Raw genomic sequence first — 24,691 nt, forward strand, 5'->3', positions numbered from 1 at the left:
CGTGCGCGGGGGTGATCCGTGGTCGGTCACCTCGTTGTGACCGGTTGGTATCTGCTCCCCGCGTAGGCGGGGATGATGCCAGGTTCCGCCCGCAGTCCGCACGACGAGGATCGCAATGAGGGCGGCCTCGCCACCGTTCGGTTGCGGCATGCCGATGGGTACGTCGACGTCGGCCGGACCGGTCGTCTGGCGGCTCTGCCGACGGGGTGTGCTGCCTCGTCACACCTCGAATCGGTCAAACACGGATTGTGGCAGCTCGTCGACCTTACGGGCGGCCGGAGCCTTCACGTCCACCCCGTCCGACCGGCTGTAGGCGTACCGGATCGCACCGAAGTCCGGCAGCGGACTCGCCGTTTCGATGTTGAACTCCCACAGGTTGCCGTCCGGGCTGGTGACAGCGGTGAACGGAACGGCTGTGGCCTTCGCGCCGAGCAGGGCGAGCACCCGCTTGCTGAAGCGGTGCGAACGGGTGAGGTCGAGCGTGCCAGCGAAGTCGGTGCCACCCTTCCGTTCTGCTTTGACCACGCAGTTGACGAGGTCGGCGGCGCCGGTGTGGTCGCTTTCGGGCAGCAGGTTGAACGAGCTGCCCGCCGGAAGGTCCGCGACCTCGGTGTGCATCCAGCCCTTCGACGCGCCGCGCACGTCGGGCGTTCGGACGTACAGGTCGGTGCCGATCTGGATCACTTCGGCCCGGTGGTCACCCGCCGAATCCCTCAGATCAATCTTCATCGTGGCCTTGCGGCCGGCCGGGTCCAGCTTGAGCTCGGTGGTCAGCCCGGGGCCGCGCACCACAACAGTGAAGGGGCCCTCGTTCGTCTTCACGGCCGCGTCCGCCAGCTTCTCCGCCGGGCTGAGCGGTGCCGGCGCGGATGTCGTCGGAGGCGGCGCCGCCTCGACCGGTTCCGAGCCGCCGCCGCAGCCGGTGACCGAAAGGGCCATCGCGGCCACCAGGATGAGGCCCGGAGCCGTTGACCGCAGCGTACGTACCCGCACTGTTTCCTCCCAGTCGACAAACCTTGCGGATGCTACCGACCCCGACCGGGCCACCTGACGCCAGCCGGGCCGCATGATCATTTGACGTGTCTGTGGGCGTCGCAAGGAAAGGTCTTGTATTCCTATCGGCTCAGTAGGAATATGGAACCGTGTTCACCGAGGTTCGTCTCACGTCCCGCCGGGTCGTCGACCTGATGCGGGTCGCCGCCGACCTCTGTCACCGTCCCGGCGCACCCCTTCGCTGACCCCGCGAACCCGCACCCGGTCGGCGTACCCGAACGACGGGTCCACCCGCGCGGCCGTACGCCGTCCTCCGCGCCCTCGCTCCGCCGAGGCAGACCTGGCTCATCCGAGCTCACTCCCCGTGCACCGCTTCACACCCCCGAAGGAAGCAGACGATGCCTGAAGGAACCGATCCGTCGGCCGCGCCGCCGACGGCCGCCGAGAGCAGGTTCGCCATCAACGAGGACTGGGCCGCGACCATTCTCGGTCTGGTCCTGCTCCTCCTGGTCCTGGTCGGCGCGATCCCCACCGGACTGGTGCCCTGATGACCGCCGACGCCACCCGGGTACCGGCCGGATCCCCGGCCGCGGCGCCGCCGTCCACCGTCGACGAGCCGGCGGCAACCGTCGACGGGCCAGCGGCAACTCAGTCCAGCGTGGACAACGCATCCGCCCCGGTCACCGACAACAACCCGCCGGCCGGCCCCTCGGTCCGGTCCGGTGCCTTCTGGGCCTGGACCGCGCTCGGCCTGCTGATCGTCCTCGGCCTGGCCGCGCTGACCCGCTACCTCGAACAGAACGTACCGACCTTCTTCGCCGACACCGACCTGGCGGACATCGCCGGGGCCATCGAGTACCCGGTCTACGCGATCCTGCTCGGCCTGCTCGGCAACGTCCTCGTCACCCTGCTCGGGATCCGCGACCGGATCGCCGCCGCGTTCCGGACCGAGTTCTTCATCAAGACCGGTCTGGTGCTGCTCGGCGCGTCGATCAACCTGTCGGTGATCGCCAGCGCCGCCGGCCCGGCCATCGTCCAGGCGATCCTGCTGATCAGCGGGGTCTTCCTCTTCACCTGGTGGCTGGCCGGCAGGTTCGGCCTGGACGACAAACTCCGGGCGCTGCTCGCCGCCGCCGTCGCGATCTGCGGCGTCAGCGCGGCCATCGCGGCGGCCGGCGCGGTCCGCGCCCGCCGGGAGCAACTGGCGTACGCGGCCAGCCTGGTCATCCTCTTCGCGCTGCCGTCGATCTTCATCCTGCCCTGGCTGGCCGACGTGCTCGGACTCGAACCGGCGGTCGCCGGGGCGTGGATCGGCGGCAACATCGACACCACGGCGGCGGTGACCGCAGCGGGTGCGCTGGCCGGCGAGGAGTCGCTGCAGATCGCCAGCATCGTCAAGGTGACCCAGAACGCGCTGCTGGGTGTGGTGGCGGTGGCACTGACCGCGTACTTCGCTCTGAAGGTCGAACGGCGTGCCGGCGCCGCCCGGCCGGGCCTGGGTGACCTGTGGCAGCGGTTCCCGAAGTTCGTACTCGGCTTCGTGGCCGCGTCCGTGATCGCCACCTGGTACCTCAACGGCGCGGGCTCGGACGGCAAGGAGGTCATCGGGGTCGTCAACGACCTGCGGGTCTGGTTCCTGATCCTGGCCTTCGTCAGCATCGGGCTGGAGTTCCGGGTCGCCACGCTGCGCGAGGCCGGCTGGCGGCCGATCGCGGTGTTCGCCAGCGCGACCGTCTTCAACCTGCTGCTCGCGTTGGCCCTGGCGTCACTGCTGTTCCGGAACTTCGCCGGCTGAGGGGGCTGGCGGGGAGGGTGGTGGATCGACGGCCGGAGCCGGGGCCGCCGGTCCACCACCTGTCGGGCGCCGGTTGGGCTGTTGGCAGTCGACATCGGCGTGTTCCAGTCACGACAGGAAAGGGTCAGCCATCCATGAGTTTCCTCTGGTTCCTCCCCACCTCCGGCGACAGCGACCAGGTCGGTTCGGCGACGGTCACCGCCGGTGCCGCCCGGCATTCGCGTACCGCCACCGTCGGCTACCTGAGCGAGGTGGCCCGGGCCGCCGAGGAGTCGGGGTTCACCGGTGCCCTCACCCCGGTCGGTTCGGGCTGCCCCGATCCGTGGATCGTCTGCACCGCCGTGGCCCAGCACACCGAACGACTCCGGCTGCTGGTCGCCGTCCGGGCCGGCTTCACCCTGCCGACGCTGCTCGCCCAGCAGGCCGCGACGTTCCAGCAGTTCTCCGGCGAGCGGCTGTCGCTCAACATCGTGACCGGTGGTGACCCGGCCGAGCAGCGGGCGTACGGCGACTTCCTCGACCACGACGAGCGCTACGCGCGTACCGCCGAGTTTCTGGACGTACTGCGCCTGGAGTGGGCCGGGGAGCGGTACGACTACGCCGGCCGGCACTACCGGGTCGACGGGGGTGGTCGGACCGTTCCGGTCGGCGTACCGCCGCCGATCTACTTCGGCGGGGCGTCACCGGCGGCTGAGGCGGTCGCCGGCCGCCAGGCGGACGTCTATCTGATGTGGGGGGAGCCTCCGGCCGCGATCGCGGAGCGGGTCGCCCGGATCCGGTCCGTGGCGGCGGGACGACCGCTCCGGACCGGTCTGCGGGTGCATGTCATCGCCCGGGAGAGCGCCGCCGAGGCGTGGGCCGAGACGGAGCGGCTGCTGGCCGGGATGAGCGCCGAGCGGATCGCCGCCGCCCAGGCCCGGTTCGCCCGGATGGACTCGGTCGGGCAGGCCCGGATGACCGCGCTCAATCGTGGCACGGCCGACGGGCTGACCATCGCGCCCAACCTGTGGGCCGGTGTCGGCCTGGTCCGCGAGGGGGCCGGGACCGCGCTGGTCGGCAGCTACGCCGAGGTCGCGGAACGGCTCGACGAGTACGCCACGCTCGGCGTCGACGAGTTCGTCCTGTCCGGCTGGCCGCACCGGGAGGAGGCGCTCCGGGTCGGCCGGCACGTGCTGCCCCGGACCCGGCTGGGCCGTCAGGCCGCGCCGCTCGGTGTCGCCGCCGTGAGGTGTTAACAGGGGACCCCTCTACCGCAGAAAGCGATAACAGGGCGCCCTTCCTTACCTGCCGAACGGAGGCACAACGCGGTGCACATCTCCGCGCGTACCGACTATGCGGTCCGGGCGATGCTGGTCATCGCGGACGCTCATCCGAGGCTGGTCAAGGCCGCGGAGATCGCCACGGTGGACCGGATCCCGGCGAGTTTCCTGACCGAGATCCTGATGGACCTGCGTCGCAACGGGCTGGTGCTCAGTTTCCGGGGCGTCGAGGGCGGGCACGGCCTGGCCCGGTCGGCGGACGAGATCAGTGTTGGCGACATCCTGCGCGCCACGGACGGCGTGCTGGTCACCACGGTGCGGGGCCGGCCGACGGTGCTGGCCAGCTATGACGGCCCGGCCCAGGGGCTGCGCGAGGTCTGGTTGTCGCTGGACCGGGCCATCACCGAGATAGTCGACCGGACCACGCTGTCCGACCTGCTCGCCACTCCGGCCCGGTCGCAGGCTGACTGACCGCAGTCCGAACGGCCATTGACGCGACCGGTGGCGCCTCCTAGCGTAATCCCACAAAGCCGATCGAGTTAATAGGAAAATGGGGAGACAGATGAACCGGACCAGAGCGGCGCTCGGACTCGCGCTCGTCGCCGCCATGGCCCTGTCGGCCTGCGGAGGCGGCGGGGCAGCGGGCAGCACGACGACCCTGTCGATCGTCGGCTACGCGGTGCCGGAGGCGGCGAACAAGGCGATCATCGCCGAGTGGAACAAGACCGACGAGGGCAGGGGCGTACGGTTCCAGACCTCCTACGGCGCCTCCGGCGACCAGAGCCGCGCGGTGGTGGCCGGTCTCAAGGCGGACTACGTGCACTTCTCGGTCAGCAGCGACGTGACCCGCCTGGTCGACGCCGGCCTGGTCGACCAGGGCTGGAACACCGGCCCCAACAAGGGGATCGTGTCGTCGTCGATCGTGGTGCTGGCGGTCCGCGACGGCAACCCGAAGAACATCCAGGGCTGGGATGACCTGGTCAAGCCCGGCGTCTCCATCGTCACCCCGAACCCCGCCTCGTCGGGCGCGGCCCGCTGGAACGCCCTCGCCGCCTGGGGACACATCGCCGCCAACGGCGGCACCGACGCCCAGGCGGAGGAGTACCTGACCAAACTCTTCGCGAACGTCGTGTCGCTGCCGAACAGCGGCCGGGACGCCACCACCACCTTCCTCGGCGGCACCGGGGACGTCCTGCTCGCGTACGAGAACGAGACCATCCTAGCCACCCAGAGCGGGGAGAAGCTCGACTGGGTCGTCCCGTCGACCACCATCCTGATCGAGAACCCGGGCGCGATCCTCAAGAACGCCGACCCCAAAGCGCAGGCGTTCCTCAACTTCGTGCTGAGCCCGGCCGGGCAGCGTCAGTTCGCGCTCAAGGGCTTCCGGCCGATCATCAGCGGCATCGACACCAGCGGCGTCGAGGGCGCGCTCGACCCCGCCAACCCGTTTCCGGCCCCGCAGAAGCTGCTCACCGTCGACAAGGACTTCGAGAGCTGGTCGGCGCTGTCGAAGAAGTTCTTCGACGAGAAGGACGGCATCATCGTGAAAATCATCGCCGCCTCCGGGAAGGCACGATGACCTCGGCGACCCTCGCCCCGGGTCGACCAGCGTTTCGGCGCCGGTCGGCCCGGGGTGGCCGACGGCTCACTCGGGCCGCGGGTCTGGGGCTCGGCATCGCGATGCTCTGGTTCAGCCTGCTGGTTCTCATCCCGCTCGCCGCCGTGGTGGTCACCGCGTCCGACGGCGGATGGACCGAGTTCTGGTCGGCCGTCACCAACCAGCAGACCGCGGCGGCGATCCGGCTCACCGTCGGCACCGCGTTCCTGGTGACCCTGGTCAACATCGTGATGGGTACGGCGATCGCCTGGGTCCTCGTCCGGGACGACCGGTTCTTCGGCCGGCGGATCCTGGAGGTGCTGATCGACGTCCCGTTCGCCCTGCCGACGATCGTCGCCGGTCTGGTGCTGCTGTCGCTGTACGGGCCGGACAGCCCGCTCGGTGTGAACATCGCGAACACCCGGGTCGCGGTCTTCCTCGCCTTCCTCTTCGTCACCCTCCCGTTTGTCGTCCGTACGGTCCAGCCGGTGCTGGCCGAACTCGACCGCGAGGCGGAGGAGGCCGCGGCCTCGCTGGGCGCGAGCCGGGTCACCGTGTTCCGCCGGATCATCCTGCCGAGTCTGACCCCGGCGATCGCCGCCGGCGCGGCCCTGTCGTTCGCCCGGGGCATCAGCGAGTACGGCTCACTGGTCCTGCTCTCCGGCAACCTGCCGATGCGTACCGAGGTCACCTCGGTGCGGATCCTCAGCAGCATCGAGAACGACAACCTGGAGGGTGCGGCGGCGGTCGCCGCGGTGCTGCTGGTTATCTCGTTCGCGGTCATCGTCGCCGTCGACGTCATCCAGCGACGGGTGGTCCGCCGTGGCTGACTCCGCGACCACGACCACGACGGGGACCACGACCGGGGTCACGCCTCCGACCAGGCACCGGGCCGGACCGGGCCGGTACCTGCTGCGCCTGGTCGTCGTGACCTACCTCGTCCTGCTGGTCGCCTGGCCGGTGGTGCTGGTCGGCCGGAACGCCTTCACCAACGGCCTGACGGACCTGCGGGGCATCCTCGCCGACCCGGACGTCGTGCACGCGCTCCGGCTCACCGTGACCGTGGCGATCACCGCCGTCGTGATCAACACGGTGTTCGGGGTCGGCATCTCGCTGCTGCTGGTCCGCTACGACTTTCCCGGCCGACGCCTGCTGAACGCCCTGCTCGACGTACCTCTGTCGGTCTCGCCGATCGTGGTCGGCCTGGCCCTGGTGCTGGTCTACGGCGGTCGCAGCGGCTGGTTCGGGCCCACCCTGGAGGGCGCCGGTCTCCAGGTCATCTTCGCCACCCCCGGCATCGTGCTGGCCACCGTCTTCGTCGCCCTGCCACTGGTGATCCGGGAGGTGGTGCCGGTCCTGGAGGAGGTCGGCGACGAGCAGGAGCAGGCGGCACGCAGCCTCGGCGCCAACGCCTTCCAGACATTCCGCCGGATCACCCTGCCCACCATCAAGTGGGGCGTGGTGTACGGCGTCGTGCTCAGCCTCGCCCGGTCGCTGGGCGAGTTCGGTGCGGTCAAGGTCGTCTCCGGCAACGTGCTCGGCCAGACCCGCACCGCCACCCTGGTGGTCGAGGAGAAATACCTGAACTTCGACAAGGGCGGTGCGTACGCCACCGCGCTGCTGCTCACCCTCGTCGCGGTGGCCGCCATCATCGTCGTATCCGTCATCCGGCCCAAGGAACAACGTTGAGCATCGAAGTCACGAACGTCACCAAACGTTTCAGAGGATTCGTCGCCCTCGACGACGTTTCCGTGAGCATCCCGTCCGGCCAGCTCACCGCGCTGCTCGGGCCGTCCGGCGGCGGCAAGTCCACGCTGCTGCGGATCATCGCCGGGCTGGAGCGCGCCGACAGCGGCCGGGTCGAGATCGAGGGCCTGGACGCCACGAACCTGCCGCCGCAGAAGCGCAACGTCGGCTTCGTCTTCCAGCACTACGCGGCGTTCAAGCACCTGTCGGTACGCCGCAACGTCGCCTTCGGCCTGGAGATCCGGCACCGTCCGAAGGCGGAGATTCGCAGTCGGGTCGACGAACTGCTCACGCTCGTCCATCTCGAACAGTTCGCCGACCGGCTGCCGTCGCAACTCTCCGGCGGCCAGCGGCAGCGGATGGCGCTGGCCCGCGCGTTGGCCGTCCAGCCGACCGTGCTGCTGCTCGACGAGCCGTTCGGCGCGCTCGACGCCAAGGTCCGCAAGGAGCTGCGGGACTGGCTGCGCCGCCTGCACGACGAGGTGCACGTGACCACGGTCTTCGTCACCCACGACCAGGAGGAGGCGCTTGAGGTCGCCGACGAGATCGTGGTGATCAACGAGGGCCGGGTCGAGCAGATCGGCTCGCCTGACGACCTGTACGACAAGCCGGCGAACGACTTCGTGATGCGGTTCCTCGGCCCGGTCACCCAGCTCGGCGACCGGCTGGTCCGTCCGCACGACCTGCGGATCCTGGCCGGTGCGGGGACGGAGCCGGCGGCGGTGACCGGTCGGATAACCAGGGTCACCCGGGTCGGATTCGAGATCCGGGTCGAGGTCACCACCGAGGACCAGGTGGTCGCGGCCACCCTCACCCGTACCGAGTTCCGGTCGCTGGGCGTCGAGGTGGGCTCGGTGGTGCGGATCCACGTACCGGCCGGGGCCGGCACCGCCGCCGTCGCGGACCGGGGCCAGATGCTGCCCGCCGGTTAGCTGTCCGTCTCCGGAGTTGCCACCGGCTGTTAGCTTCCGACGGATGGAACGTGACGGCCCTGTGCGGCGTGACGACCTCGCGCGGCTGTTGGACCGCGAGGACGAGGCGTTCGCGACGTGCCGTCGGGCGGTGCTGGCCGGTGCGGCGATTCGGGTCGACCACGCCCGCCCGCCCGCCCCGGCGTCGCACCACGTTCCGGTCTACGCCATCCGGGCCGAGCACACAACGGCGACCGGAATTCCGACGCTCGGCTTTTTCGCCGCGGTCGAGGCACTGCGCGCGTACGGTGACCGGCCGGTGCGACTCGGCGCGGTGGACGTGGCCGATCCGCCGTACCACTATCAGCTCTTCCTCGACGCCGAGCTGACGGCGGTGATCGCGGTGATTGGGGTCGACCAGCGGCTCGGTTACCGACTGGAGCCCGGCGACCGGGTGCTGCTCGGCTGCGAGGTGGTCGAACTGGTCGACGAGAACGTCCCAGGGTGGGTGCGGGTGCAGCTGACCGACGCTGGTGGCCGGGTCTGGTCGCTGGTCGACAAGACGCCGATCTTCGACGTACACGTGACAGCCGGTTCGCAGTTGCCGGTGCCGGCGCAGCTGCGCTGCCGGGTGGTGGAGGTGCTTCCGACTCGGGAGGCCGACGAGCCACCGCTGCTGGTGGTCTCGACCGATGTCGACGGGGTCGCCACCGACGAGGGCATGGACCGCTTCACGGTGGACGGTGAGCAGCTTCGACGCGTACCCGTTGGTTGACCGCTGCGGCGGGCGGTGTCGACCGCACTGCGGGGTGAGGGTCGGAAAGCCGGTGGCCGCCGTCGGACTCGACGGCGACCACCGGTGTGTCCGTTCGGTGCCGGCGCTACGCGCCCACCTCCGGCCCCGCGCGGCTATCGGTAGATCAGGTCCGAACTGGAGTAGATGCAGTTGGTGCCGTCGGCTCCGGTACCGGTCTGGGTCGGTTCGTCACCCTCGTCGTTGCCGATGTACTTGCGACAGATGACCATGCTCCGGCCGCTGTCGTTGACGATGGTGACGCCGCTGAACCGGGCGGTGTCACCGTAGTTGGTGTTGATCCCGGCGACCGTGTTGCCCGGCCGGGTCAGCGTGACGTTGCGGATCACCACGTTGCGCTGGTACTGGCTCGAACAGTTACCGCAGGAGCGGTAGAAGGTGCCGAAGTTGGTGGCCTGGAAGTTCTGCACGGTCAGCGTTCCGGGGCCGTTGTGCTGGAACACCTTGTCGCTGGCGCTGCGGGCACCGCCGCCGTCGACCAGGAAGGTCGGCGAGCCGCTGCCCCGGAACGTCGCGGCGTCCTCGCCGACGTCCTCCCACCAGACGTTGCGCAGGGTGCACGAGCCGGCGCAGTGCACGCCGTCGCCGGCCGGCGCGCCGATGATGACGTTCTGCAGCGTCGCGCCGTTGGCCAGCCGGAACATCGGGTCCTGGCTCTCCTCCTGGCTGCCGTCGCCGATGCAGCAGTAGCGACGCAGACCGCCGTCGAAGGTGCCGCTGACCTCGATCGTGCCGTTGACCGCGCTCTGCCCGGTCGGGGTCGGCCAGGTGCCGGTCGGCGGGGGCGTCGTCGGCGGTCGGGTCGTCGGCGGGGGAGTGGTCGGGGGTCGGGTGGTCGGCGGTGCGGTGGTCGGGTTGGTGCCGGGGGTGGTCGGGGCCACCCCGCCGGTGCAGGTGACACCGTTGACCGCGAAGCTGCCCGGCGCCGGGTTGCTGCTGTTGTTCCAGGTGCCGTTGAGTCCGAACGAGACCGAGGCGTTGGTGGCGAGGTTGCCGTTCCAGCTCACGTTCGCGGCCCGTACCGAGCTGCCGCTCTGGCTGACCTCGGCGCCCCAGGCCTGGCTGACCGTCTGGCCGGCGGTGTACGACCAGGTGACCGTCCAGGAGGTGAGCGGGTCACCGACGTTGGTGAGGTTGACGTTGGCGCTGAATCCGCCCGGCCACTGCGAGCCGACCGAGTAGCTGACCCGACAGCCGACGGCGGCCTGGGCCGTGCCGGCGGTGGCGACCAGCCCGGCGGCGGCGAGGACCGCCGCCGCGCCGGTGGAGATCGCCAGCGTGAGGCGACGCTGCCTGTGGAGCATCTGCTCTCCTTGGATTGACATCGGACGGCCCGTGCAGAGGTGCGGGCCGGCACCGGTGCCCGGTCGGTGCCGTGGGCCGTAGGTCAATGCCCCGGACGCTCACCAGTTCGGTGAGCCCGTTGTCGCGCTGGCCTGGCAAGCGCTTTCCAAGATGGAAGCACAGATCTTTGTTGATGTAAACAACTAAAGGTGGCCAGGCGGAGGCGGCCGCAGGGAGCTGGCGGCACTGCCCGCCGACGCTGTCAGTCCTGCTCTGCGGCGGGTCGGAGCAGTCGGCCGAGGGCCTCCCGACCGGACTCGGTGAACGGCGTCGGCCGCATCGAGGCCGGGTCGAGGCGGACCATCGCGCGGCGGCCCTCGGCGTACGTGGTGGCACCGTCCAGCGAGCGGATCCGGAAGCCGTACTCGAGGCTGGTCCGGCCGAGGTGGTTGAGCCACAGGTGTACGGCGATCTCGCCGGTCCGCCGGATCGGCGCCAGGTAGCTCAGGGTCAGCTCGCGTACGGCCTGGAAGCTGTCCTCGCTCTGGGCGGCGCCGATCTCGTAGCCCTGCCTGCCCCAGTATCCGCTCAGCGCCCGGTCGAACAGCAGGGCGTACCGGGCGTGGTGCACGATGCCCATCGCGTCGAGGTCGTCGAAGTAGACGGGGACGATCTCGAGCTGCCCGTACTCCACCGACGGTGCGACGGCTGTCATGTTTCGGATCCCCCTGGGTGACTGTGCTGCCGGCCGGCGACTTCCGGGCCGCTCCCGGCAAGCTACCGCCGGCCGTCGGCCACTGGCCAAGGTGTGCCCCATTTCAGATCTTGGTCACATCACCGCTGGTCGGTGGCCTGCTCCAGGCTGATCATCAGGCCGTCGAGCAGCACCTCGGCCGCCTTCCGCCGATGTCGGGTCGACAGGCTCCCCGACGTCGACGACGACCTTGCCGGTCGCCGCACCCTGCTCCACCATCGTGTGTGCGTCCGCGACGGTGTCGAGGGTGAACCGTCCGGGATCGAGCAGGGGGCGCAGCTGACCGTTGTCGGCCAGTGCGCCCACCTCGCGCAGGATCTCGCCGTGGTGCTCCCGACCGACACCGGTCAGCATCGGCAACAGGGTGAACACCCCGGAATAGCTGGCGCCCCGGAACGACAGCGGGGCGAGGCTGTGGGTTCCCCAGCCCAGCGCGCTGACCACGTGACCGGTGTAGGTCCGGACCGCGGCGAAGGAGAGGTCGAGGGTGGCGCCGCCGACGGTGTCGAAGACGACGTCGAAGCCCTCGCCGTCGGTGTGCTCGTCGACGTACCGCTCAACCGGGGTGCTGGTGTAGTCGATCGGTGTCGCCCCGAGCCGCCTGATCGTCTCCAGGCTCCGGGCCGACCCGGTGGCGAAGACCTCGGCGCCCCGGGCCCGGGCGAGCTGGACGCCGGCCTGCCCGACACCGCCGGCGCCGCCGTGCACCAGCACCCGCTGGCCGACGTCGACCCGCGCCCGGTCCACCAGCGCCTCCCAACTGGTGATGACGGCCAGCGGCAGCGCCGCCGCCTCACGCAGGGTCAGTGACCCGGGTACGTGGGCGAGCAGTCGGGCGTCCACGGCCGCCTACTCGGCGAGCGAGCCCCTGCAGGTCGCCGACGCCGCCGGTGAGCCCGTACACCCGGTCGCCTGGGCGGAAGCCGCTGACCTGCGGGCCGACCTTCACCACGACGCCGGCGAGATCCATACCGAGTACGGCCGGCGGTCGGCTCCGGGCGTGCGTGGCCTTCCCCGCCCGGATCTTGGTGTCCAGCGGGTTGACCCCGCTCGCCGCCACCCCCACCAGCACCTCACCGGGGCCGGGGACGGGCTTCCTGACCTCGGCCACGGTCAGCGGGCCACCGAATTCTTCGAGCAGTACGGCGCGCATGGCGCTACCTCGTCTTCCAGGTTCCGTCAGTGTGGGTTGTTGTCGATCAGGCCAGGTGCTGGGCGAGCGGTGACCGGCAGCCGCCCCGCGATCGCGACACCCAGGATTCGTCGGTGTGCCGCAGGTACGCGGCCACCGGGAGGTCCGACCCGGCACCTGCCCCGACCCAAATCGACGCTTGACCCGAACCCCCGGGTACAGGTTTACCGTCGGTACATGCGAGCGGGAGAGGTGGCACGCCGGGCCGGGGTCACGGTCCGGGCGTTGCGGTACTACGAGCGGGTCGGGCTGGTCGTGCCGACCCGGTCACCGAACGGCTACCGGGACTACGACCCGGTGGCGGTCCGCCAGGCGCGGGAGATCCGGGAGCTGACCGGACTGGGACTGTCGGTCGAGGAGACCCGGCCGTTCGTGGAGTGCCTGGCCAGCGGGCACGGGTCGGGGGACGAGTGCCCGGCGTCGCTGGTCGCGTACCGGCACGCGATCGACCAGCTCTCCGAGCGGATCACGCAACTGACCCGACGGCGTGACGCGCTCGCCGCCCACCTGGCCCAGGCAGCCGACCGGCTGATCCCGCGCAGCGCCCCGTTCACGGTCACCGAACGGGGTTCCGCCGGCCCCACGGTCCGGTGCGATCCGCCGTCGCGGGTCGGCGGCGACGCCGAGATCGGCCGGCTGGCCGGCGTACGACTACCGGCCGTCACGCTGGCGGCTACCGACGGTACGACCGTCGACCTGGCCGCCCTCGGTCCCGGCCGGACCGTTCTGTACGTCTACCCACTCACCGGCCGGCCGGGGGTGGACCTGCCGGAGGGCTACGACACCATCCCCGGGGCGCGGGGCTGCACCGCCGAGGCGTGCGGATTCCGTGACCACCACGAGGAGCTGCGCTCCGCCGGTGCCGCCCGGGTCTACGGCCTCTCCTCACAGCCCCGGCACTACCAGCGGGAACTCATCGCCCGGCTGCGGCTGCCGTTCGCCATGCTGGCCGATCCCGATTTCGCGGTCCGCGACGCGCTGCGGCTGCCGACCTTCGAGGTCGGCGGACTGACGCTCTACGGACGGGTGACCCTGATCGCCGCCGACGGCCGGGTCGAGCACGTCTTCGCGCCGGTGCCCGCCCCCGACCGGCACGCCGTCGAGGTGCTCGACTGGCTGCGGACCCACCCACCCGTCCGGTCTGCAGCGACCGCAGGTCGTCGGGACGGATGACGGCGTATCTGGGCCGGGGCGGGTGACCGCCGGCGCCGCGAGTTGAGCCCCCAGCAGGAGGGGTGTCAGCCGGATCCGCGCGGGCGGGGATATCAGGGGTCGTCACCCGTGCTGCCGGTCCGAACCGTCGGGACGCCGGTCAGCGCGCGGGCGTCACCGGCCGGCGGCGGTGGTCCGGAAGCGGCGCTGGTAGACCGACGGCGGGATGCCGTACGACGCGGTGAAGACCCGTCGTAGCGTCTCGTCGCTGCCGAAACCACTGTGCCGGGCCGCCTCGGTCACCGTGCCGCCCCGTTCCAGCAGCACCCGGGCCGCCTCGACCCGGGCCAGCTCCAGGTAGCGCGCCGGGGTGAGCCCGAACTCCTGTTGGAAGAGCCGGCGCAGGTGACGCGGGGTCACTGTCGCGTCGCGCGCCATCTCCTCGATCGGGTACGCCCCGGCCGGGTCGGCGGCGACCCGGTCCACGACCCGGCGCAGCCGCTGGTCACGGCTCGGTGGCAGGTCCTGCCGGACGGAGAACTGCGACTGCCCGCCGGGTCGCTGCATGAACACCACAAGTTCCCGGGCCACCTCGCGGGCCAGGTCGGGGCCGTGATCCTCCTCGACCAGGGCGAGCGCGAGGTCGATACCGGCGGTGACCCCGGCACTGGTGGCGAAGCGGCCACTGCGGACGTGGATGGCGTCCGGCCGTACCTCGATCTCGGGGAACTCGGCCCGCAGCCGGTCCGTGTGCCGCCAGTGGGTGGTCGCCGGGTGCCCGGTCAGCCAGCCGGTCCGGGCCAGCACGAAGGCGCCGGTGCAGACCGCGGCGAGTCGGGTCGCCGGCCCGACCACCGCGCCCAGTCGAGCGCGGACGTCGTCGGCGGCGGGCAGCGCGGTCAGGTCGTCGGCCCCGGTCAGGACCAGCGTGTCCACCGGGGTGGCCTCGGCGACGGTGAGGTCGGCGGCCAGCCGGACCCCGGACGAGGTACGCACCGACTCCGATCGCCAGCCGAGCAGGGTCACCGTGTAGTCGGCACCCCGTTGGGTGGCGCCGGTGAAGACGTCGACCGGCCCGGAGACGTCGAGCAGTTGCACCCCGTCGAAGACGAGCACGCCGACCCGGTGCGAGCGCCGTTCACCCATCCGACCCGCTGCTCCCTCCCGATCGACACCCGATTCCCTCACCCGTGGCCCTCCCGATCCGAGCCCCTGTCCGGGTCCGAGCCCGTGTCCGGGTCCGAGCCCGTGTCCGGGTCCGAGCCCGTGTCCGGGTCCGAGCCCGTGTCCGGGTCCGGGTCCGGGGGGCATGTCCGGATCTGTGGGATGGCCGTCCGGCTGGACATGGCCCGGCCGAGTCTAGCCCGGCAGCATCGGTGGCGAACACCAGGACCAGCGGAAACTCCGCAGGAAAGGACAGCCGCACATGGCCGAGACCATCGCCGGGATCACCATCCCGGACACCCCGCTCGTGGCCGCCACCACCGAACTGGTCCGGGCGGCCACCGATGACCTGTTGTTCCACCACAGCCGCCGGGTGTTCCTGTTCGGCGCGCTGCAGGGCGAGCGCCGTGGGCTGAGCCCCGACCTCGAACTGCTGTACGTCGGCGCGATGTTCCACGATCTCGGTCTGACCGCGGAGTACGGCAGCACAGACCTCCGGTTCGAGGTCGACGGGGCGCAGGCCGCCCGACGGTTCCTGCTCGACCACGGCCGGTCCGCGGCGGAGGCCCACACCGTCTGGCTGGCCGTCGCGCTGCACACCACACCGGGCGTGCCGGAGTTCCTCGAACCCGAGATCGCCCTGGTCACGGCGGGGGTGGAGACCGACGTGCTGGGCATCGGTTACCGCGACCTCGACCCGGCGCGGATCGCCGAGGTCACCGCCGCTCATCCGCGTCCCCAGTTCAAGCGGCAGATCCTGGCCGCCTTCGACCAGGGCAACCGCCACCGGCCGGGGACCACGTTCGGCAACGTCAACGCGGACGTGCTCGCCCACTTCGACCCGACCTTCGTCCGGGACGACTTCGTGAAGATCATTCTGGGCAGCGACTGGCCGGAGTGACCCCGCTCGGCGGCCCGTCCTCCGGTGACGGTCACCGGAGGACGGGACCGTGCCCCGGCCGTCAACGGCCGCCGTACTGCTGGTCGTGCGGGGGCGGTGGGTAGGTCGGCTGTGTCGGTGGTGGACCGGCGGGTTGGGACGGCAGCGGACGTTGGGGATCGATCAGGCGTCCGAGCGTCTCCTGGGAGGCGCGGGCCCAACCGGGGAGGTTGTTCTCCGGCTCGGTGGAGAGATCCACCTCCCGGCCGGGTGGCGGGGTGAGCGACCTCGGCTCGCCGTAGTGGATGATCTCCTCCCGCACCCGCAGCACCAGGTGGTCGGCGGCGGCGCGGCTGTCGGCGCTGCCCCGGTATTCGGGCAGCTTCCAACTGCGGGCGACAACCGGCCAGGGGCGGCTGCCGCTGCGCCGGGCCAGCAGGGCGAACGGTGTGACCAGCAGCATCACCACCGAGTCGACCAGAACGAACAGCATTAGCGGTAGCGCCAGCAGCACCACGAGCATCCGGAGGAAGCTCGTGACCGGATCGCCGAACCCGGGTCGGGCGAAGCTCTCCAGACGGACCAGCCGGTCCAGGCCGTGCGGGCGCCACGCCACCCGTCGGCGGAAGACCTTCCACTCGCGGCCGTCGGATCCGATGACCTCCATCACCCGTTCCCCCTCACGCTGGTCGGAAGACTTCGAAGTCGTTCTGGATGAAGTCGACGAGCTGCCGGCCGATGGCGAGTACCTGTTCGACGCCTTCCTTGAACATCAGGGTCTGCTCGACGACCACGTCGGCCAGATCGGTGATCAGGCCGTACAGTTCCCTGACCAGTTCATAGAGTTCGAGCAGGTATTCCCGGAACGACGTGACGGTGCGCAGTGCCTGCAACGCCCGCCTGATGCGCAGGCAGTAGAAGTTGACCACGGTCAGCAGCGCGGTGAGCGCGTACTCGTACATCTGCGCCAGCAGTTGGAAGTTCTGTTCCGAGGCGTTCGCCATCCGGGCCGCCGCGTCCAGAGCCGGAATCCACCGGTTGCGAATGTGGTGGTCGAAGGCCGCGGACGCACCTCCGTTACCGCTGTCCCAGTGACTCGACAGGACGTCCATGCCGTCGGCGAGATCCTGGCTGACCGCCTTGAAACCGCCCTCCAGTTCGCCGTACGCGTCGGCGATCGACCGGATGGTGCCCCAGTCACCGAGCAGGAACGGTGTCACCTTCGCCAGCAGGTCGTACCCGGTGAACCGCTCGATCAGGCCGCTGACGCCGTACAGCAGGTCGTCGATCGACTGACGTACGTCCTCGGTCTCGTTGCGCTGGCGCGGCACGGCGAGGTTGACGCTCGCGCCGAGGGAGAAGCCGGATCCGACGGTGCTGACATCCCGCTCACGGTGCGCGCCTGCCTGCTGGCCCGCCCGTCCACTGACCCAGATCCGCTCCGCCGAGGCGATGTCGGAACGGTCGTAACTGCCGGCCGCGAACCGTAGGTCGACGGCGGTCCGGAGGAGTTCCCGCCGGGCCCCCTGGAAGATGCCCGCGTACGACCACGCCTGGATCCCCACCGCGTTCCGGGTGCCCAGGAGCAGCCCGTCCAATCCGTCGGTACGGGTGCAGTGCTCGGCGCAGTACCGCTCCATCGTGGCGAGGGCGCCGTCCTGGTTGCCCTCGATCTGCGCCGCGTAGCCGCGCAGGTAGCCGGTTTCGACAAGCACCGTCATCGTTGACCGTCCCGTCGGGTCAGGTCGGGCTCGGCGCGGGCGATCGCCTCGTCGACCGGCAGCCCATCGGCGGCCAGCGCGAACACCTCGCGTACCTGCCGCAGCCTCGGTTCCAGCCACAGGTGCACCTTGCGGGCGTCGTCGTCCTCGGTCTCTCCGGTGAGGACGACCGACCAGTCCAGTTCGCCGCGGTCGATCTTTTCCTGCACCCGATGGTAGGCCGGCGGCGCGCCCTCGGGTACGTCATCGCGGCCCGGAACAGGTTTCGCGGCCTCCCGGGCCTCGATTTCCTCGATCTTGTCATTGAGTCTCGCCTGCCACTGCGCGAGCGCATTGCGGGCCTCGGCGAATCGGGTCAGTTGGCGTCGTTCCCACTCTTCTAGATCATTTTCCACCCCGTACATGCCGGGCATGTTTACAGGTCGACGAAAGTGAATGCAAGTCGGCTGTCGACTTGTTGTTCAACGGATGACACATTCGACGGACGCACCGCTTCCGGGTGGCATGGTGGCAATGTTCCGACGCGCTTATCCGGTGCGGACAAGATCGGAGCGCACTGTGCCGGCCGGACGGTTCGACCCGGGTCGCGGTGGGCTATGTCTACCTGTCCGTCTTCGACGCCTCGTCGCTCCTGCCGGGACACTGGGCGTTCCACTTCACGCCGGCGATCACCGCGCGGAGCCAGCTGTTCCTGTCGTCTCCCGCCATCCGGGAGACCTTCGCCGCGCTCTCCGTCGAGGCCCCGCCGTGCCTGCTCGACGTCGAGGAGGCACAGAAGATCGTGGTGACGGCCCGGGATCGGCAGGTTTTCACCGAGATCCCGGGGCCGCGTCTGCTGGGAAACGAGTGTTCCCGAACGACCCGGCGTTGCCGTGGAGTCAGCCGAGCCGTGGTCAGGCTCCCGGGCCGGCGGGCCTGTCCGGGGCGTAGAAGGCCGTGGTGTTGGCGACCATGGCCGCCACCTCGTCCGGAGACTCGCCGCCCGCCACCGCCGCCGCGCCCCAGGCGTTGCTGCTCAACGTCATGAATTCGCGGGCCTCCGCGGACTGCTCCCACGCGCGGGGATCCTCGATGCCGCCGCCGCCGAGGTGGAGGCCGAGGCCGAGCAGGGCGAGGTCCCAGCCGACGCCGGTCGCGCCCGCCCCGTACCGGTCCCAGAACTCGGGGTCGACGACCGCCACGTGTTCCAGTTCGAAGGTGGTGGTGTCGCCCTGACCGGGCGAGAGCCGTACCTCGACCTCGCTGTAGCCGCCCTCGACAGGCTCGCCGTACACCCAGGTCAGCCGGAGCAGCCGGGGCGGTTCGCAGCGGACGATCTCGCCGCCCGCATTGCCCTCGATCTGGTACCGGCCACCGAGCCGGAAGTCGCCGCTGACCGGCAGGAACCAGCGCGGAAGTCGTTCGGGACTGGTCACCGCGTCCCAGATGTCCTCGACCGGTGCGTCGTAGTTGCGGCGTAGCAGCACCGTCCGGGCCTCGCCGGCTGCCGTGTCGGCCCGGCCGACCACCCGGTGAATCGTATTGATCTCGTCGACGATGTCCACCCGTGCGCTCCTGTTCTGCCTGGTCACCGGCTCGCGGCGAGACACCGGGTCCCACCGCCGGTCGGCAGCATATCAGGGGGCGCTTATATTCGCCCGTAGTGAGGTCGACGTGCCTCAGCGCACCCCGACCACAAAGTCGGTCGACCGGGTGACGCCCTGGTAGGTGACGCTCGCGGTGACGGTGGCGATGCCGGTCGCCCGGGTACGGATCACCCCGGCCGGGTCCACACTCACCACCTGGGGACGGTTGCTGCGGTAGCGGACGACGGCCCCGGCCGGCAACGGGGTGCTCGCGCCCTCGACCCGGTGGCCGTACCGGCGGTCGTCGCTCAACGCGACGGTCAGCTCGGGCGCCACCACCGCGTCCGGGCCCAGCAGCACCGGCGCGTCGACGGTGACCACCGACAACGTCGGACGCAGGCTGCCCCGGACCGTCACCCGGGCCCGCTGACCCGGGTCGGCCTCCGCGCTGGAGCCGCCGACCTGGATCGTGTACGTCCCCATGTCGACCACGTACCGGCCGAGCCGGTCGTCGAAGAAGGCGAGGTCGGGGACCTCGACGGTGAAGTTGACCCGTCGGGTCTGCCCGGGGCGCAGCGACACCTTCTCGAAGCCGCGCAGCCGCTTGGCGGGCCGCTCCGACGCGGCCGGTGCCGACGGCGTACCCACGTAGAGCTGGACCACCTCGGCACCCCGCCGCCGGCCGGTGTTGGTGACGTCGACGCTGACCTTCAGCGTGCCGTCGGCGTCGACCTGCCGCCGGTCGACCCGCAGCCGGGAGTAGTCGAAGCGGGTGTAGTCGAGGCCGTGGCCGAACGGGTACGACACCTCGCCGTCGAAGTACATGTACGTCCGCCCGGGGTGGGAGCCGTCGGCGGCGGCCCGGATCCGGTAGTCGTCGATCGCCGGCAGCTGGCCCACGTCCCGGTACCAGGTGAACGGCAGTCGACCGCCCGGGTTGCGGGCGCCGAGCAGGACGTCGGCGAGCGCCTCGCCCTTGCGCTGCCCGTTGTACGAACTCCACAGGATCGCCGGCACCTCGGCCGCGAACCCCTCGACGTCGACCTGCCCGGCGGTCTCCAGGTAGACGATCGTGTTCGGGTTCCGGGCCGCCACCTGCCGGATCAGCTCCGTCTGCGCGCCCGGCAGGGCCAGCGAGGCCCGGTCCACGTCCTCCCGGGCGTGCCGGTCGTCCGTGCCGGCGTAGACGATCACCGCGTCGTAGCCGGCGGCCGCCTCGACCGACGCCGGGTCGACCTCGGCGAGCGTGCCGGGGGTGACCCCGGGCAGGAAGTCGACGACCGCGTTCCGGTTGACCGCCTGGACCGCCGCCCGGATGCCCTGGAATCCGTTGACCTCGTTCGCCTGTCCGGCGCTCTGCTGGATGCTGGAGTAGCCGCCGAGGTACATGCTGGGCGGGTTGGCGTAGTGCCCGACCACCGCCACCCGGTACGCCCCGGACGCCGGCACCCGCAGCGGCAACACCGGCCCCTTGCCGGGGTTCCCGTGCCGGCCGGCCCGCGCCGCCCCGTTTCTCAGCAGCACGATGCTCTCGGCGGCGACCTCCCGGGCCAGCGCCAGCCGCTGCCGGGTCTGGGTGACCGCACGGTTGGCGTCCGAGTTCGTCCAACTGCCCCGGGGCACCCGGGAGCGGGCCGCGGCCAGCCACGGCACGTCCTCGGCCCGGTCGAACTCGCCCAGCCGGAACCGGGTGGTCAGCAGCCGTACCACGGCGTTGTCGACGTCGTCCTCGGTGTAGCGGCCGGTCGGGGTGGTGATGCCACGCTCGATCGCGGTCGGGATGGTGTTCGCGTAGCTCCACTGGTCGTGGTAGCCCTGCTGGCAGTTCAGGTCCAGGCCGGCCGAGTTCGCGTACGCGTGCCGCTCGACGTGGTCCAGCGGAGCGGGATGGCCCGGCGGCTGCCAGTGGTGGCCGTGCTGGATCTCCCGGATGGAGTCGCAGTCGGAGGTGAAGAAGCCGGCGAAGCCGAAGGTCTGCCGGGCCAGCTCGGTCATCAGGTAGCCGCTGGCCGTGGTCGGCCACCCGTTGACCCGGTTGTAGGAGGTCATGATGGAGGCCGGCGAACTGCGGGCGACCACCTCCCGGAACTGGGCGGTGTAGTACTCACGCAGGGTCCGGTCGTCCATGTCGGCGGTGCCGGTCAGCCGGTCGAACTCACTGTTGTTCGCCGCGTAGTGCTTGAGCGTGGTGCTGGTCTTCAGGTAGCCGCCGCCCTCCGGCAGCAGTCGACCGGTCCGGTCCTTGCCCTCCATCCCGTTCACGAACTGCGCGGCCAACGCGGCGGTGAGCAACGGATCCTCGCTGAACGCCTCGTCGTTGCGTCCCCAACGCGGATCACGGGCGAGGTTGATGGTGGGGGAGTAGAAGTTCAGGTCGAGGCGGTTGTCCCGGACCACCTCCCGGGCCTCGTCCGAGATGAGTGTCGCCTCCCGGTAGACCAGGTCGGGGTTCCAGGTGGCGCCGAGGGAGAGGTCGACCGGGTACGACGTGGTGTTGATCAGGATGGGCGGGTTGGCGTTGTGCAGCGTGCCCTCCCGGGCCACCCCGTGCGCCGCCTCGTTCCACCAGCCGTACGCCTCGATGCCGAGTCGGGGCAGCGCCACCGACTGGCTGCTGATCATCTGCGCGGCCTTCTCCTCCAGGGTCATCCGGGAGACCAGGTCGACCGCGCGTTCCTCCGGAGAGTACGACCGGTCCAGGTAGATGGCCCCATCGTCGCCGCTGGTCCCGGTGGGTGGCGCCGCCGCCGGCTCCGTCGCACACCCGCTGCCGCTGACCAGTACGACGGCCACCACCGTCGCCGTCCAGGAACGCGCTCGCATCCCGCCATCCCCCTCCGCCGGCCCGGTGCACCCCGGGCGAACGTAGGACGGATATCGATGTGCGTCAAGGTATCGTACGCGACGGTGGAATCCGCGTTCCGGGTCGTCGCCGGCCGGGCGTCAGGCGCCATCGAGGTCGTGATCGAGCCGGCCGGTCCAGCCTGAGGCCCGACCCACCCGACGGCGCGAAGGGGCGTGACACCACACCGACCCGTCGGAAGGAGCGGCATGTCTCCCGGTTCGACCCCGATCCTGTTGCTGCACGGATCCTGGCACGGTGCCTGGTGCTGGACCGAGGTGATCGCCCACCTCGTGGCGTACGGCCGCCCGGCCCTGGCGGTGGACATGGCCGGGCACGGGTTGCGCGCCCGGCGGCCCGAGTGTCTGAGCGTCCGCCCGTTCGACCCGGAGGAACTGGCCACCGAGGTGTCCCCGGTGGCGGATGTGCACCTCGACCAGGCGGCCGATCTGCTGGTCTCCCAGATCAGACTGCTCGGCCGGGGCGGTGGGGTCACCGTGGTGGCCCACAGCATGGGCGGTGTCGTCCTCACCCGGGCGGCGCAGCGGGTTCCCGAACTGATGGCGCACGCCGTGTACCTCGCCGCGATCATGCCCGCCTCGGACAGCCCGGCCGACCGGTACTTCGCGCGGCCGGAGAACGCGGACGCGCTGGTCCTGTCCGCCCTGCGTGGCGACCCCGAGGTGACCGGGGCGTTGCGGCTCGACCTCGCCTCGAACGATCCCGCGTACCGTCAGCAACTCCGCGACGCCTTCTACGCCGACCTCGCCCCGGTCGTCGCCGACGCCGCGCTGGGCCTGCTGACGCCGGACGCCCCGGTCGGCATGATGCGCGACACCACCCGGCTGACCCGCGGCGGCTGGGGCTCCGTGCCCCGCACGTACGTCGTCTGTACCCGTGACATGGCGATCCGTCCGGCACTCCAGCGGGTCCTCATCGCGGAAGCCGACGCCGCCTTTCCGGAGAATCCGACCTCCGTCGTGACGCTGGACTCCGCGCACGCGCCCTTCCTGTCCAGGCCGCGCGAGTTGGCGGAGATCGTCGGGGGACTCGGCTGACGGGGGTGTCAGGCAGCCGGCTGGCGGTGACGGATGCTCGCGTCACCGCCAGCCGGAGCGCCGACGTCGCTACTCGGTGAGTTCGGCGACCTGGTCGGCGGTGAGCCGGCCCCGGGACCGGTCGGGTTCCGCCGCCCGCATCGTGCCCCGCGCGGCCCGGGCACCCGCTGCCGGCGGGTCGGCCGGCCGGCGCCGGTGCCAGTCGGTCACCGCCTGGTACGCCCCCACCACCGACAACAACCGGTCCTCGCCGTACGGCAGGCCGCCGAGGATCGTCCCGATCGGCACCCCGGCGGTGGTGAACCCGATCGGGAAGCCGATCTCGGGCAGCCCGAGGATGTCGAACGGCACCGGGCCGGTCTGCACCACCACGTCGCAGGCGTCGAAGAGCTGGTCGAGGACCCGCTCCAGGAAGAGCAGCTTGGCCCGCTGCCCGGTGATGAACTCCGGTCCGCCGAGCAGCGCGCCCTGCAGCCAGCTGGTCACCGAGACCCCGAACCCGCGCAGGTCGGTCCGGAGGTACGGCAGGAACGGCTCGGTCCGTTCCGGCAGCCGGATGTTGTTGAAGGTGTTGCCGCCGAGCAGGTCCCAGTCCTCGGGCAGCGGTACCTCGACCAGGGTCGCGTTCGGCATCGCCGCCAGCTCGGCGAGGAACGCCCGCCGGGCCAGCGCGCTCGCCGAACTACCGTCGGCGTACCCGGGCAGCACCCCGATCCGGGTCTTCCAGCGCAGCTTGACGCGCTTGCCGGCGTACACCGGGGTGGCTGCCTCGATCAGCCGGGGTACCGCCGGCAGGCCCTGGCTGCGCGGGTCGGCCGGATCCGGGCCGGCCATCGCGGTCAGCATGATCGCGGCGTCCTTGGCGTCCCGGGCCAGCGGTCCCGGATGGTCCCGGGTGTAGCTGAGCGGGATGATGCCGTGCAACGAGACCCGGCCCATGGTCGGCTTCAGCCCGGTCAGGTTCTGCGCGTTCGACGGCGCGGTGATCGAGCCGCCGGTCTGGGTGCCGGTGCCGGCGGTGGCGAGCCGGCCGGCGACCGCGGTGGCGGTGCCGGTGGAGGAGCCGCCCGGGTCGGTGCCGGGATTGGTGGGCGTCCAGGCGTTCACCGTGGTGATCACCCCGTCCGGCGTGGTGGCCCGGGTGGTGGCCAGTGGCCCCATCTGGGTCTTGCCCAGCACGATCGCGCCGGCCGTCCTGAGCCGGGCCACCGCCGTCGCGTCGTACGGCGGGACGAAGTCCCGGAACAGGTAGGAGTTGGCGGTCGTCGGCACCCCCGCCGTCCAGTAGTTGTCCTTGATCGCCAGCGGGATGCCGTGCAGCGGGCCGGAGCGGGTACGTCGGGCCGCGGACCGGGCCGCGGCGAGCGCGGCGTCGGCGAGTACGACGTTGAAGGCCTGGTACGTCGACTCGTACGCGCCGATCCGGTCGAGGTACGCCTCGACCAGCTCCTCCGGGCGGAGTCGGCCGGCCCGGATCAGCCACGCCGCCTCGGCGATGGTCAGCTCGGTCGGGTCCGCCAACGCCTCCGGCCGGGGGCGGACGTACGCCTCCGGTCGGTCCAGCCCGGCGCCGCTGCCGTGTCCGGACCCGTTCGTCGAGCCGCCCGGCGTCGCCGATGCGGCCGACGGCAGGGTCAGCGCGCCCCCGACGGTGGCGGCACCGGCCAGCGCGGCGGTCCGGGCCAGGAACGCCCGACGATCGACGGTTCGGTCCAGAGGTTCAATTCCGGTCATGCCGCCACCTCGCTGCGCTCGTTGTCGTCATGACCTTGATGGCTGGGTTGGCTGATGACCTCGCTGCGCTCGGTCATGCCGCCTCCTCGCTGCGCTCGTTGTCGTCATGACCTTGATGGCTGGGTTGGCTGATGACCTCGCTGCGCTCGGTCATGCCGCCTCCTCGCTGCGCTCGTTGTCGTCATGACCTTGATGGCTGGGTTGGCTGATGACCTCGCTGCGCTCGGTCA

24 protein-coding genes are annotated in these 24,691 nt (G+C 71.0%); 12 read left to right on the forward strand and 12 right to left on the reverse strand.

The window, feature by feature from the left end:
• Window positions 1-219 precede the first annotated feature (219 nt).
• The gene (locus V1633_RS19940) at window positions 220-1,074 is read right to left on the reverse strand and encodes a hypothetical protein (protein WP_331215863.1); all 855 of its coding nucleotides are present in this window, start codon (window positions 1,072-1,074) and stop codon (window positions 220-222) included.
• Between the two features lie 317 nt (window positions 1,075-1,391).
• Between V1633_RS19940 and V1633_RS19945 the strand changes: the two genes are divergently transcribed.
• From V1633_RS19945 to V1633_RS19985, 9 genes are all read left to right on the forward strand, one after another.
• The gene (locus tag V1633_RS19945; protein ID WP_331215864.1) at window positions 1,392-1,541 is read left to right on the forward strand and encodes a hypothetical protein; all 150 of its coding nucleotides are present in this window, start codon (window positions 1,392-1,394) and stop codon (window positions 1,539-1,541) included.
• Complete coding sequence (locus V1633_RS19950) at window positions 1,541-2,788, forward strand: YeiH family protein (RefSeq protein ID WP_331215865.1); 1,248 nt, start codon at window positions 1,541-1,543, stop codon at window positions 2,786-2,788. Before V1633_RS19945 ends, V1633_RS19950 begins: the two co-directional genes overlap by 1 nt.
• A 134-nt stretch (window positions 2,789-2,922) precedes the next feature.
• Window positions 2,923-4,023, forward strand: a complete 1,101-nt coding sequence (locus V1633_RS19955) for an LLM class flavin-dependent oxidoreductase (RefSeq protein ID WP_331215866.1) — start codon at window positions 2,923-2,925, stop codon at window positions 4,021-4,023.
• Between the two features lie 72 nt (window positions 4,024-4,095).
• On the forward strand, window positions 4,096-4,518 hold the full coding sequence (locus V1633_RS19960) for an RrF2 family transcriptional regulator (RefSeq protein WP_331215867.1): 423 nt from the start codon (window positions 4,096-4,098) through the stop codon (window positions 4,516-4,518).
• Between the two features lie 91 nt (window positions 4,519-4,609).
• On the forward strand, window positions 4,610-5,626 hold the full coding sequence (locus tag V1633_RS19965) for a sulfate ABC transporter substrate-binding protein (RefSeq protein ID WP_331215868.1): 1,017 nt from the start codon (window positions 4,610-4,612) through the stop codon (window positions 5,624-5,626).
• The gene (cysT, locus tag V1633_RS19970) at window positions 5,623-6,474 is read left to right on the forward strand and encodes a sulfate ABC transporter permease subunit CysT (protein ID WP_331215869.1); all 852 of its coding nucleotides are present in this window, start codon (window positions 5,623-5,625) and stop codon (window positions 6,472-6,474) included. The genes V1633_RS19965 and cysT overlap by 4 nt, the downstream gene beginning before the upstream one ends.
• On the forward strand, window positions 6,467-7,333 hold the full coding sequence (locus V1633_RS19975) for a sulfate ABC transporter permease (protein WP_331215870.1): 867 nt from the start codon (window positions 6,467-6,469) through the stop codon (window positions 7,331-7,333). The genes cysT and V1633_RS19975 overlap by 8 nt, the downstream gene beginning before the upstream one ends.
• Window positions 7,330-8,322 (forward strand): sulfate/molybdate ABC transporter ATP-binding protein, encoded by a 993-nt coding sequence (locus V1633_RS19980; RefSeq protein WP_331215871.1) that lies wholly within the window; start codon window positions 7,330-7,332, stop codon window positions 8,320-8,322. Before V1633_RS19975 ends, V1633_RS19980 begins: the two co-directional genes overlap by 4 nt.
• 43 nt (window positions 8,323-8,365) lie before the next feature.
• A complete protein-coding gene (locus tag V1633_RS19985; RefSeq protein WP_331215872.1) occupies window positions 8,366-9,076 on the forward strand; it encodes a hypothetical protein in 711 nt (236 codons plus the stop codon).
• 134 nt (window positions 9,077-9,210) lie between these two features.
• Here the strand turns inward: V1633_RS19985 and V1633_RS19990 are convergent, their stop codons facing one another.
• From V1633_RS19990 to V1633_RS20005, 4 genes are all read right to left on the reverse strand, one after another.
• On the reverse strand, window positions 9,211-10,419 hold the full coding sequence (locus V1633_RS19990; protein WP_331215873.1) for a pectate lyase: 1,209 nt from the start codon (window positions 10,417-10,419) through the stop codon (window positions 9,211-9,213).
• A 242-nt stretch (window positions 10,420-10,661) separates the two neighbouring features.
• Complete coding sequence (locus tag V1633_RS19995) at window positions 10,662-11,114, reverse strand: acyl-CoA thioesterase (protein ID WP_331215874.1); 453 nt, start codon at window positions 11,112-11,114, stop codon at window positions 10,662-10,664.
• Between the two features lie 114 nt (window positions 11,115-11,228).
• Window positions 11,229-11,996 carry a zinc-binding dehydrogenase gene (locus tag V1633_RS20000; RefSeq protein ID WP_331215875.1) on the reverse strand — a complete coding sequence of 256 codons (768 nt, stop codon included), beginning with the start codon at window positions 11,994-11,996 and terminating at the stop codon, window positions 11,229-11,231.
• On the reverse strand, window positions 11,947-12,306 hold the full coding sequence (locus tag V1633_RS20005; protein ID WP_331215876.1) for an alcohol dehydrogenase catalytic domain-containing protein: 360 nt from the start codon (window positions 12,304-12,306) through the stop codon (window positions 11,947-11,949). The genes V1633_RS20000 and V1633_RS20005 overlap by 50 nt, the downstream gene beginning before the upstream one ends.
• Window positions 12,307-12,522: 216 nt before the next feature.
• On the opposite strand from V1633_RS20005, the gene V1633_RS20010 reads away from it, so the two are divergent.
• Window positions 12,523-13,518, forward strand: coding sequence for a MerR family transcriptional regulator (locus V1633_RS20010; RefSeq protein ID WP_331215877.1), 996 nt, complete (start codon window positions 12,523-12,525; stop codon window positions 13,516-13,518).
• Between the two features lie 153 nt (window positions 13,519-13,671).
• Here V1633_RS20010 and V1633_RS20015 read toward each other — a convergent pair whose 3' ends face one another.
• Window positions 13,672-14,643, reverse strand: a complete 972-nt coding sequence (locus tag V1633_RS20015) for a GlxA family transcriptional regulator (protein WP_331215878.1) — start codon at window positions 14,641-14,643, stop codon at window positions 13,672-13,674.
• A gap of 280 nt (window positions 14,644-14,923) precedes the next feature.
• Between V1633_RS20015 and V1633_RS20020 the strand changes: the two genes are divergently transcribed.
• The gene (locus V1633_RS20020) at window positions 14,924-15,562 is read left to right on the forward strand and encodes an HD domain-containing protein (protein ID WP_331215879.1); all 639 of its coding nucleotides are present in this window, start codon (window positions 14,924-14,926) and stop codon (window positions 15,560-15,562) included.
• Window positions 15,563-15,623: 61 nt separating this feature from the next.
• Here V1633_RS20020 and V1633_RS20025 read toward each other — a convergent pair whose 3' ends face one another.
• From V1633_RS20025 to V1633_RS20045, 5 genes are all read right to left on the reverse strand, one after another.
• The gene (locus V1633_RS20025; RefSeq protein WP_331215880.1) at window positions 15,624-16,208 is read right to left on the reverse strand and encodes a hypothetical protein; all 585 of its coding nucleotides are present in this window, start codon (window positions 16,206-16,208) and stop codon (window positions 15,624-15,626) included.
• 13 nt (window positions 16,209-16,221) lie between these two features.
• On the reverse strand, window positions 16,222-17,262 hold the full coding sequence (locus tag V1633_RS20030) for a hypothetical protein (RefSeq protein ID WP_331215881.1): 1,041 nt from the start codon (window positions 17,260-17,262) through the stop codon (window positions 16,222-16,224).
• Window positions 17,259-17,666 (reverse strand): hypothetical protein, encoded by a 408-nt coding sequence (locus tag V1633_RS20035; RefSeq protein ID WP_331215882.1) that lies wholly within the window; start codon window positions 17,664-17,666, stop codon window positions 17,259-17,261. Before V1633_RS20035 ends, V1633_RS20030 begins: the two co-directional genes overlap by 4 nt.
• A 489-nt stretch (window positions 17,667-18,155) precedes the next feature.
• Window positions 18,156-18,806, reverse strand: a complete 651-nt coding sequence (locus V1633_RS20040; protein WP_331215883.1) for an SRPBCC family protein — start codon at window positions 18,804-18,806, stop codon at window positions 18,156-18,158.
• A 114-nt stretch (window positions 18,807-18,920) separates the two neighbouring features.
• Entirely contained in the window at window positions 18,921-21,650 is a 2,730-nt protein-coding gene (locus tag V1633_RS20045) for a glycoside hydrolase family 3 C-terminal domain-containing protein (protein ID WP_331215884.1), read from the reverse strand.
• 228 nt (window positions 21,651-21,878) lie between these two features.
• On the opposite strand from V1633_RS20045, the gene V1633_RS20050 reads away from it, so the two are divergent.
• The gene (locus V1633_RS20050; RefSeq protein WP_331215885.1) at window positions 21,879-22,727 is read left to right on the forward strand and encodes an alpha/beta fold hydrolase; all 849 of its coding nucleotides are present in this window, start codon (window positions 21,879-21,881) and stop codon (window positions 22,725-22,727) included.
• A gap of 69 nt (window positions 22,728-22,796) precedes the next feature.
• Here V1633_RS20050 and V1633_RS20055 read toward each other — a convergent pair whose 3' ends face one another.
• The gene (locus V1633_RS20055) at window positions 22,797-24,461 is read right to left on the reverse strand and encodes an amidase (RefSeq protein WP_331215886.1); all 1,665 of its coding nucleotides are present in this window, start codon (window positions 24,459-24,461) and stop codon (window positions 22,797-22,799) included.
• Between the last annotated feature and the right edge of the window lie 230 nt (window positions 24,462-24,691).

Source organism: Plantactinospora sonchi (assembly GCF_036422035.1).
GTDB classification, from domain to species: Bacteria; Actinomycetota; Actinomycetes; order Mycobacteriales; family Micromonosporaceae; genus Plantactinospora; species Plantactinospora sonchi.

Coding starts and splice junctions, on each gene's coding strand:
- V1633_RS20045 (WP_331215884.1), bottom strand. CDS start 21,650: ATGCGAGCGCGTTCCTGGACGGCGACGGTGGTGGCCGTCGTACTGGTC.
- V1633_RS19990 (WP_331215873.1), bottom strand. CDS start 10,419: ATGCTCCACAGGCAGCGTCGCCTCACGCTGGCGATCTCCACCGGCGCG.
- V1633_RS20005 (WP_331215876.1), bottom strand. CDS start 12,306: ATGCGCGCCGTACTGCTCGAAGAATTCGGTGGCCCGCTGACCGTGGCC.
- V1633_RS19955 (WP_331215866.1), top strand. CDS start 2,923: ATGAGTTTCCTCTGGTTCCTCCCCACCTCCGGCGACAGCGACCAGGTC.
- V1633_RS20055 (WP_331215886.1), bottom strand. CDS start 24,461: ATGACCGGAATTGAACCTCTGGACCGAACCGTCGATCGTCGGGCGTTC.
- V1633_RS20025 (WP_331215880.1), bottom strand. CDS start 16,208: ATGGAGGTCATCGGATCCGACGGCCGCGAGTGGAAGGTCTTCCGCCGA.
- V1633_RS19965 (WP_331215868.1), top strand. CDS start 4,610: ATGAACCGGACCAGAGCGGCGCTCGGACTCGCGCTCGTCGCCGCCATG.
- V1633_RS19995 (WP_331215874.1), bottom strand. CDS start 11,114: ATGACAGCCGTCGCACCGTCGGTGGAGTACGGGCAGCTCGAGATCGTC.
- V1633_RS20015 (WP_331215878.1), bottom strand. CDS start 14,643: ATGGGTGAACGGCGCTCGCACCGGGTCGGCGTGCTCGTCTTCGACGGG.
- V1633_RS20035 (WP_331215882.1), bottom strand. CDS start 17,666: ATGTACGGGGTGGAAAATGATCTAGAAGAGTGGGAACGACGCCAACTG.
- V1633_RS19940 (WP_331215863.1), bottom strand. CDS start 1,074: ATGATCATGCGGCCCGGCTGGCGTCAGGTGGCCCGGTCGGGGTCGGTA.
- V1633_RS19985 (WP_331215872.1), top strand. CDS start 8,366: ATGGAACGTGACGGCCCTGTGCGGCGTGACGACCTCGCGCGGCTGTTG.
- V1633_RS20020 (WP_331215879.1), top strand. CDS start 14,924: ATGGCCGAGACCATCGCCGGGATCACCATCCCGGACACCCCGCTCGTG.
- V1633_RS20050 (WP_331215885.1), top strand. CDS start 21,879: ATGTCTCCCGGTTCGACCCCGATCCTGTTGCTGCACGGATCCTGGCAC.
- V1633_RS19945 (WP_331215864.1), top strand. CDS start 1,392: ATGCCTGAAGGAACCGATCCGTCGGCCGCGCCGCCGACGGCCGCCGAG.
- cysT (WP_331215869.1), top strand. CDS start 5,623: ATGACCTCGGCGACCCTCGCCCCGGGTCGACCAGCGTTTCGGCGCCGG.
- V1633_RS20010 (WP_331215877.1), top strand. CDS start 12,523: ATGCGAGCGGGAGAGGTGGCACGCCGGGCCGGGGTCACGGTCCGGGCG.
- V1633_RS19950 (WP_331215865.1), top strand. CDS start 1,541: ATGACCGCCGACGCCACCCGGGTACCGGCCGGATCCCCGGCCGCGGCG.
- V1633_RS20030 (WP_331215881.1), bottom strand. CDS start 17,262: ATGACGGTGCTTGTCGAAACCGGCTACCTGCGCGGCTACGCGGCGCAG.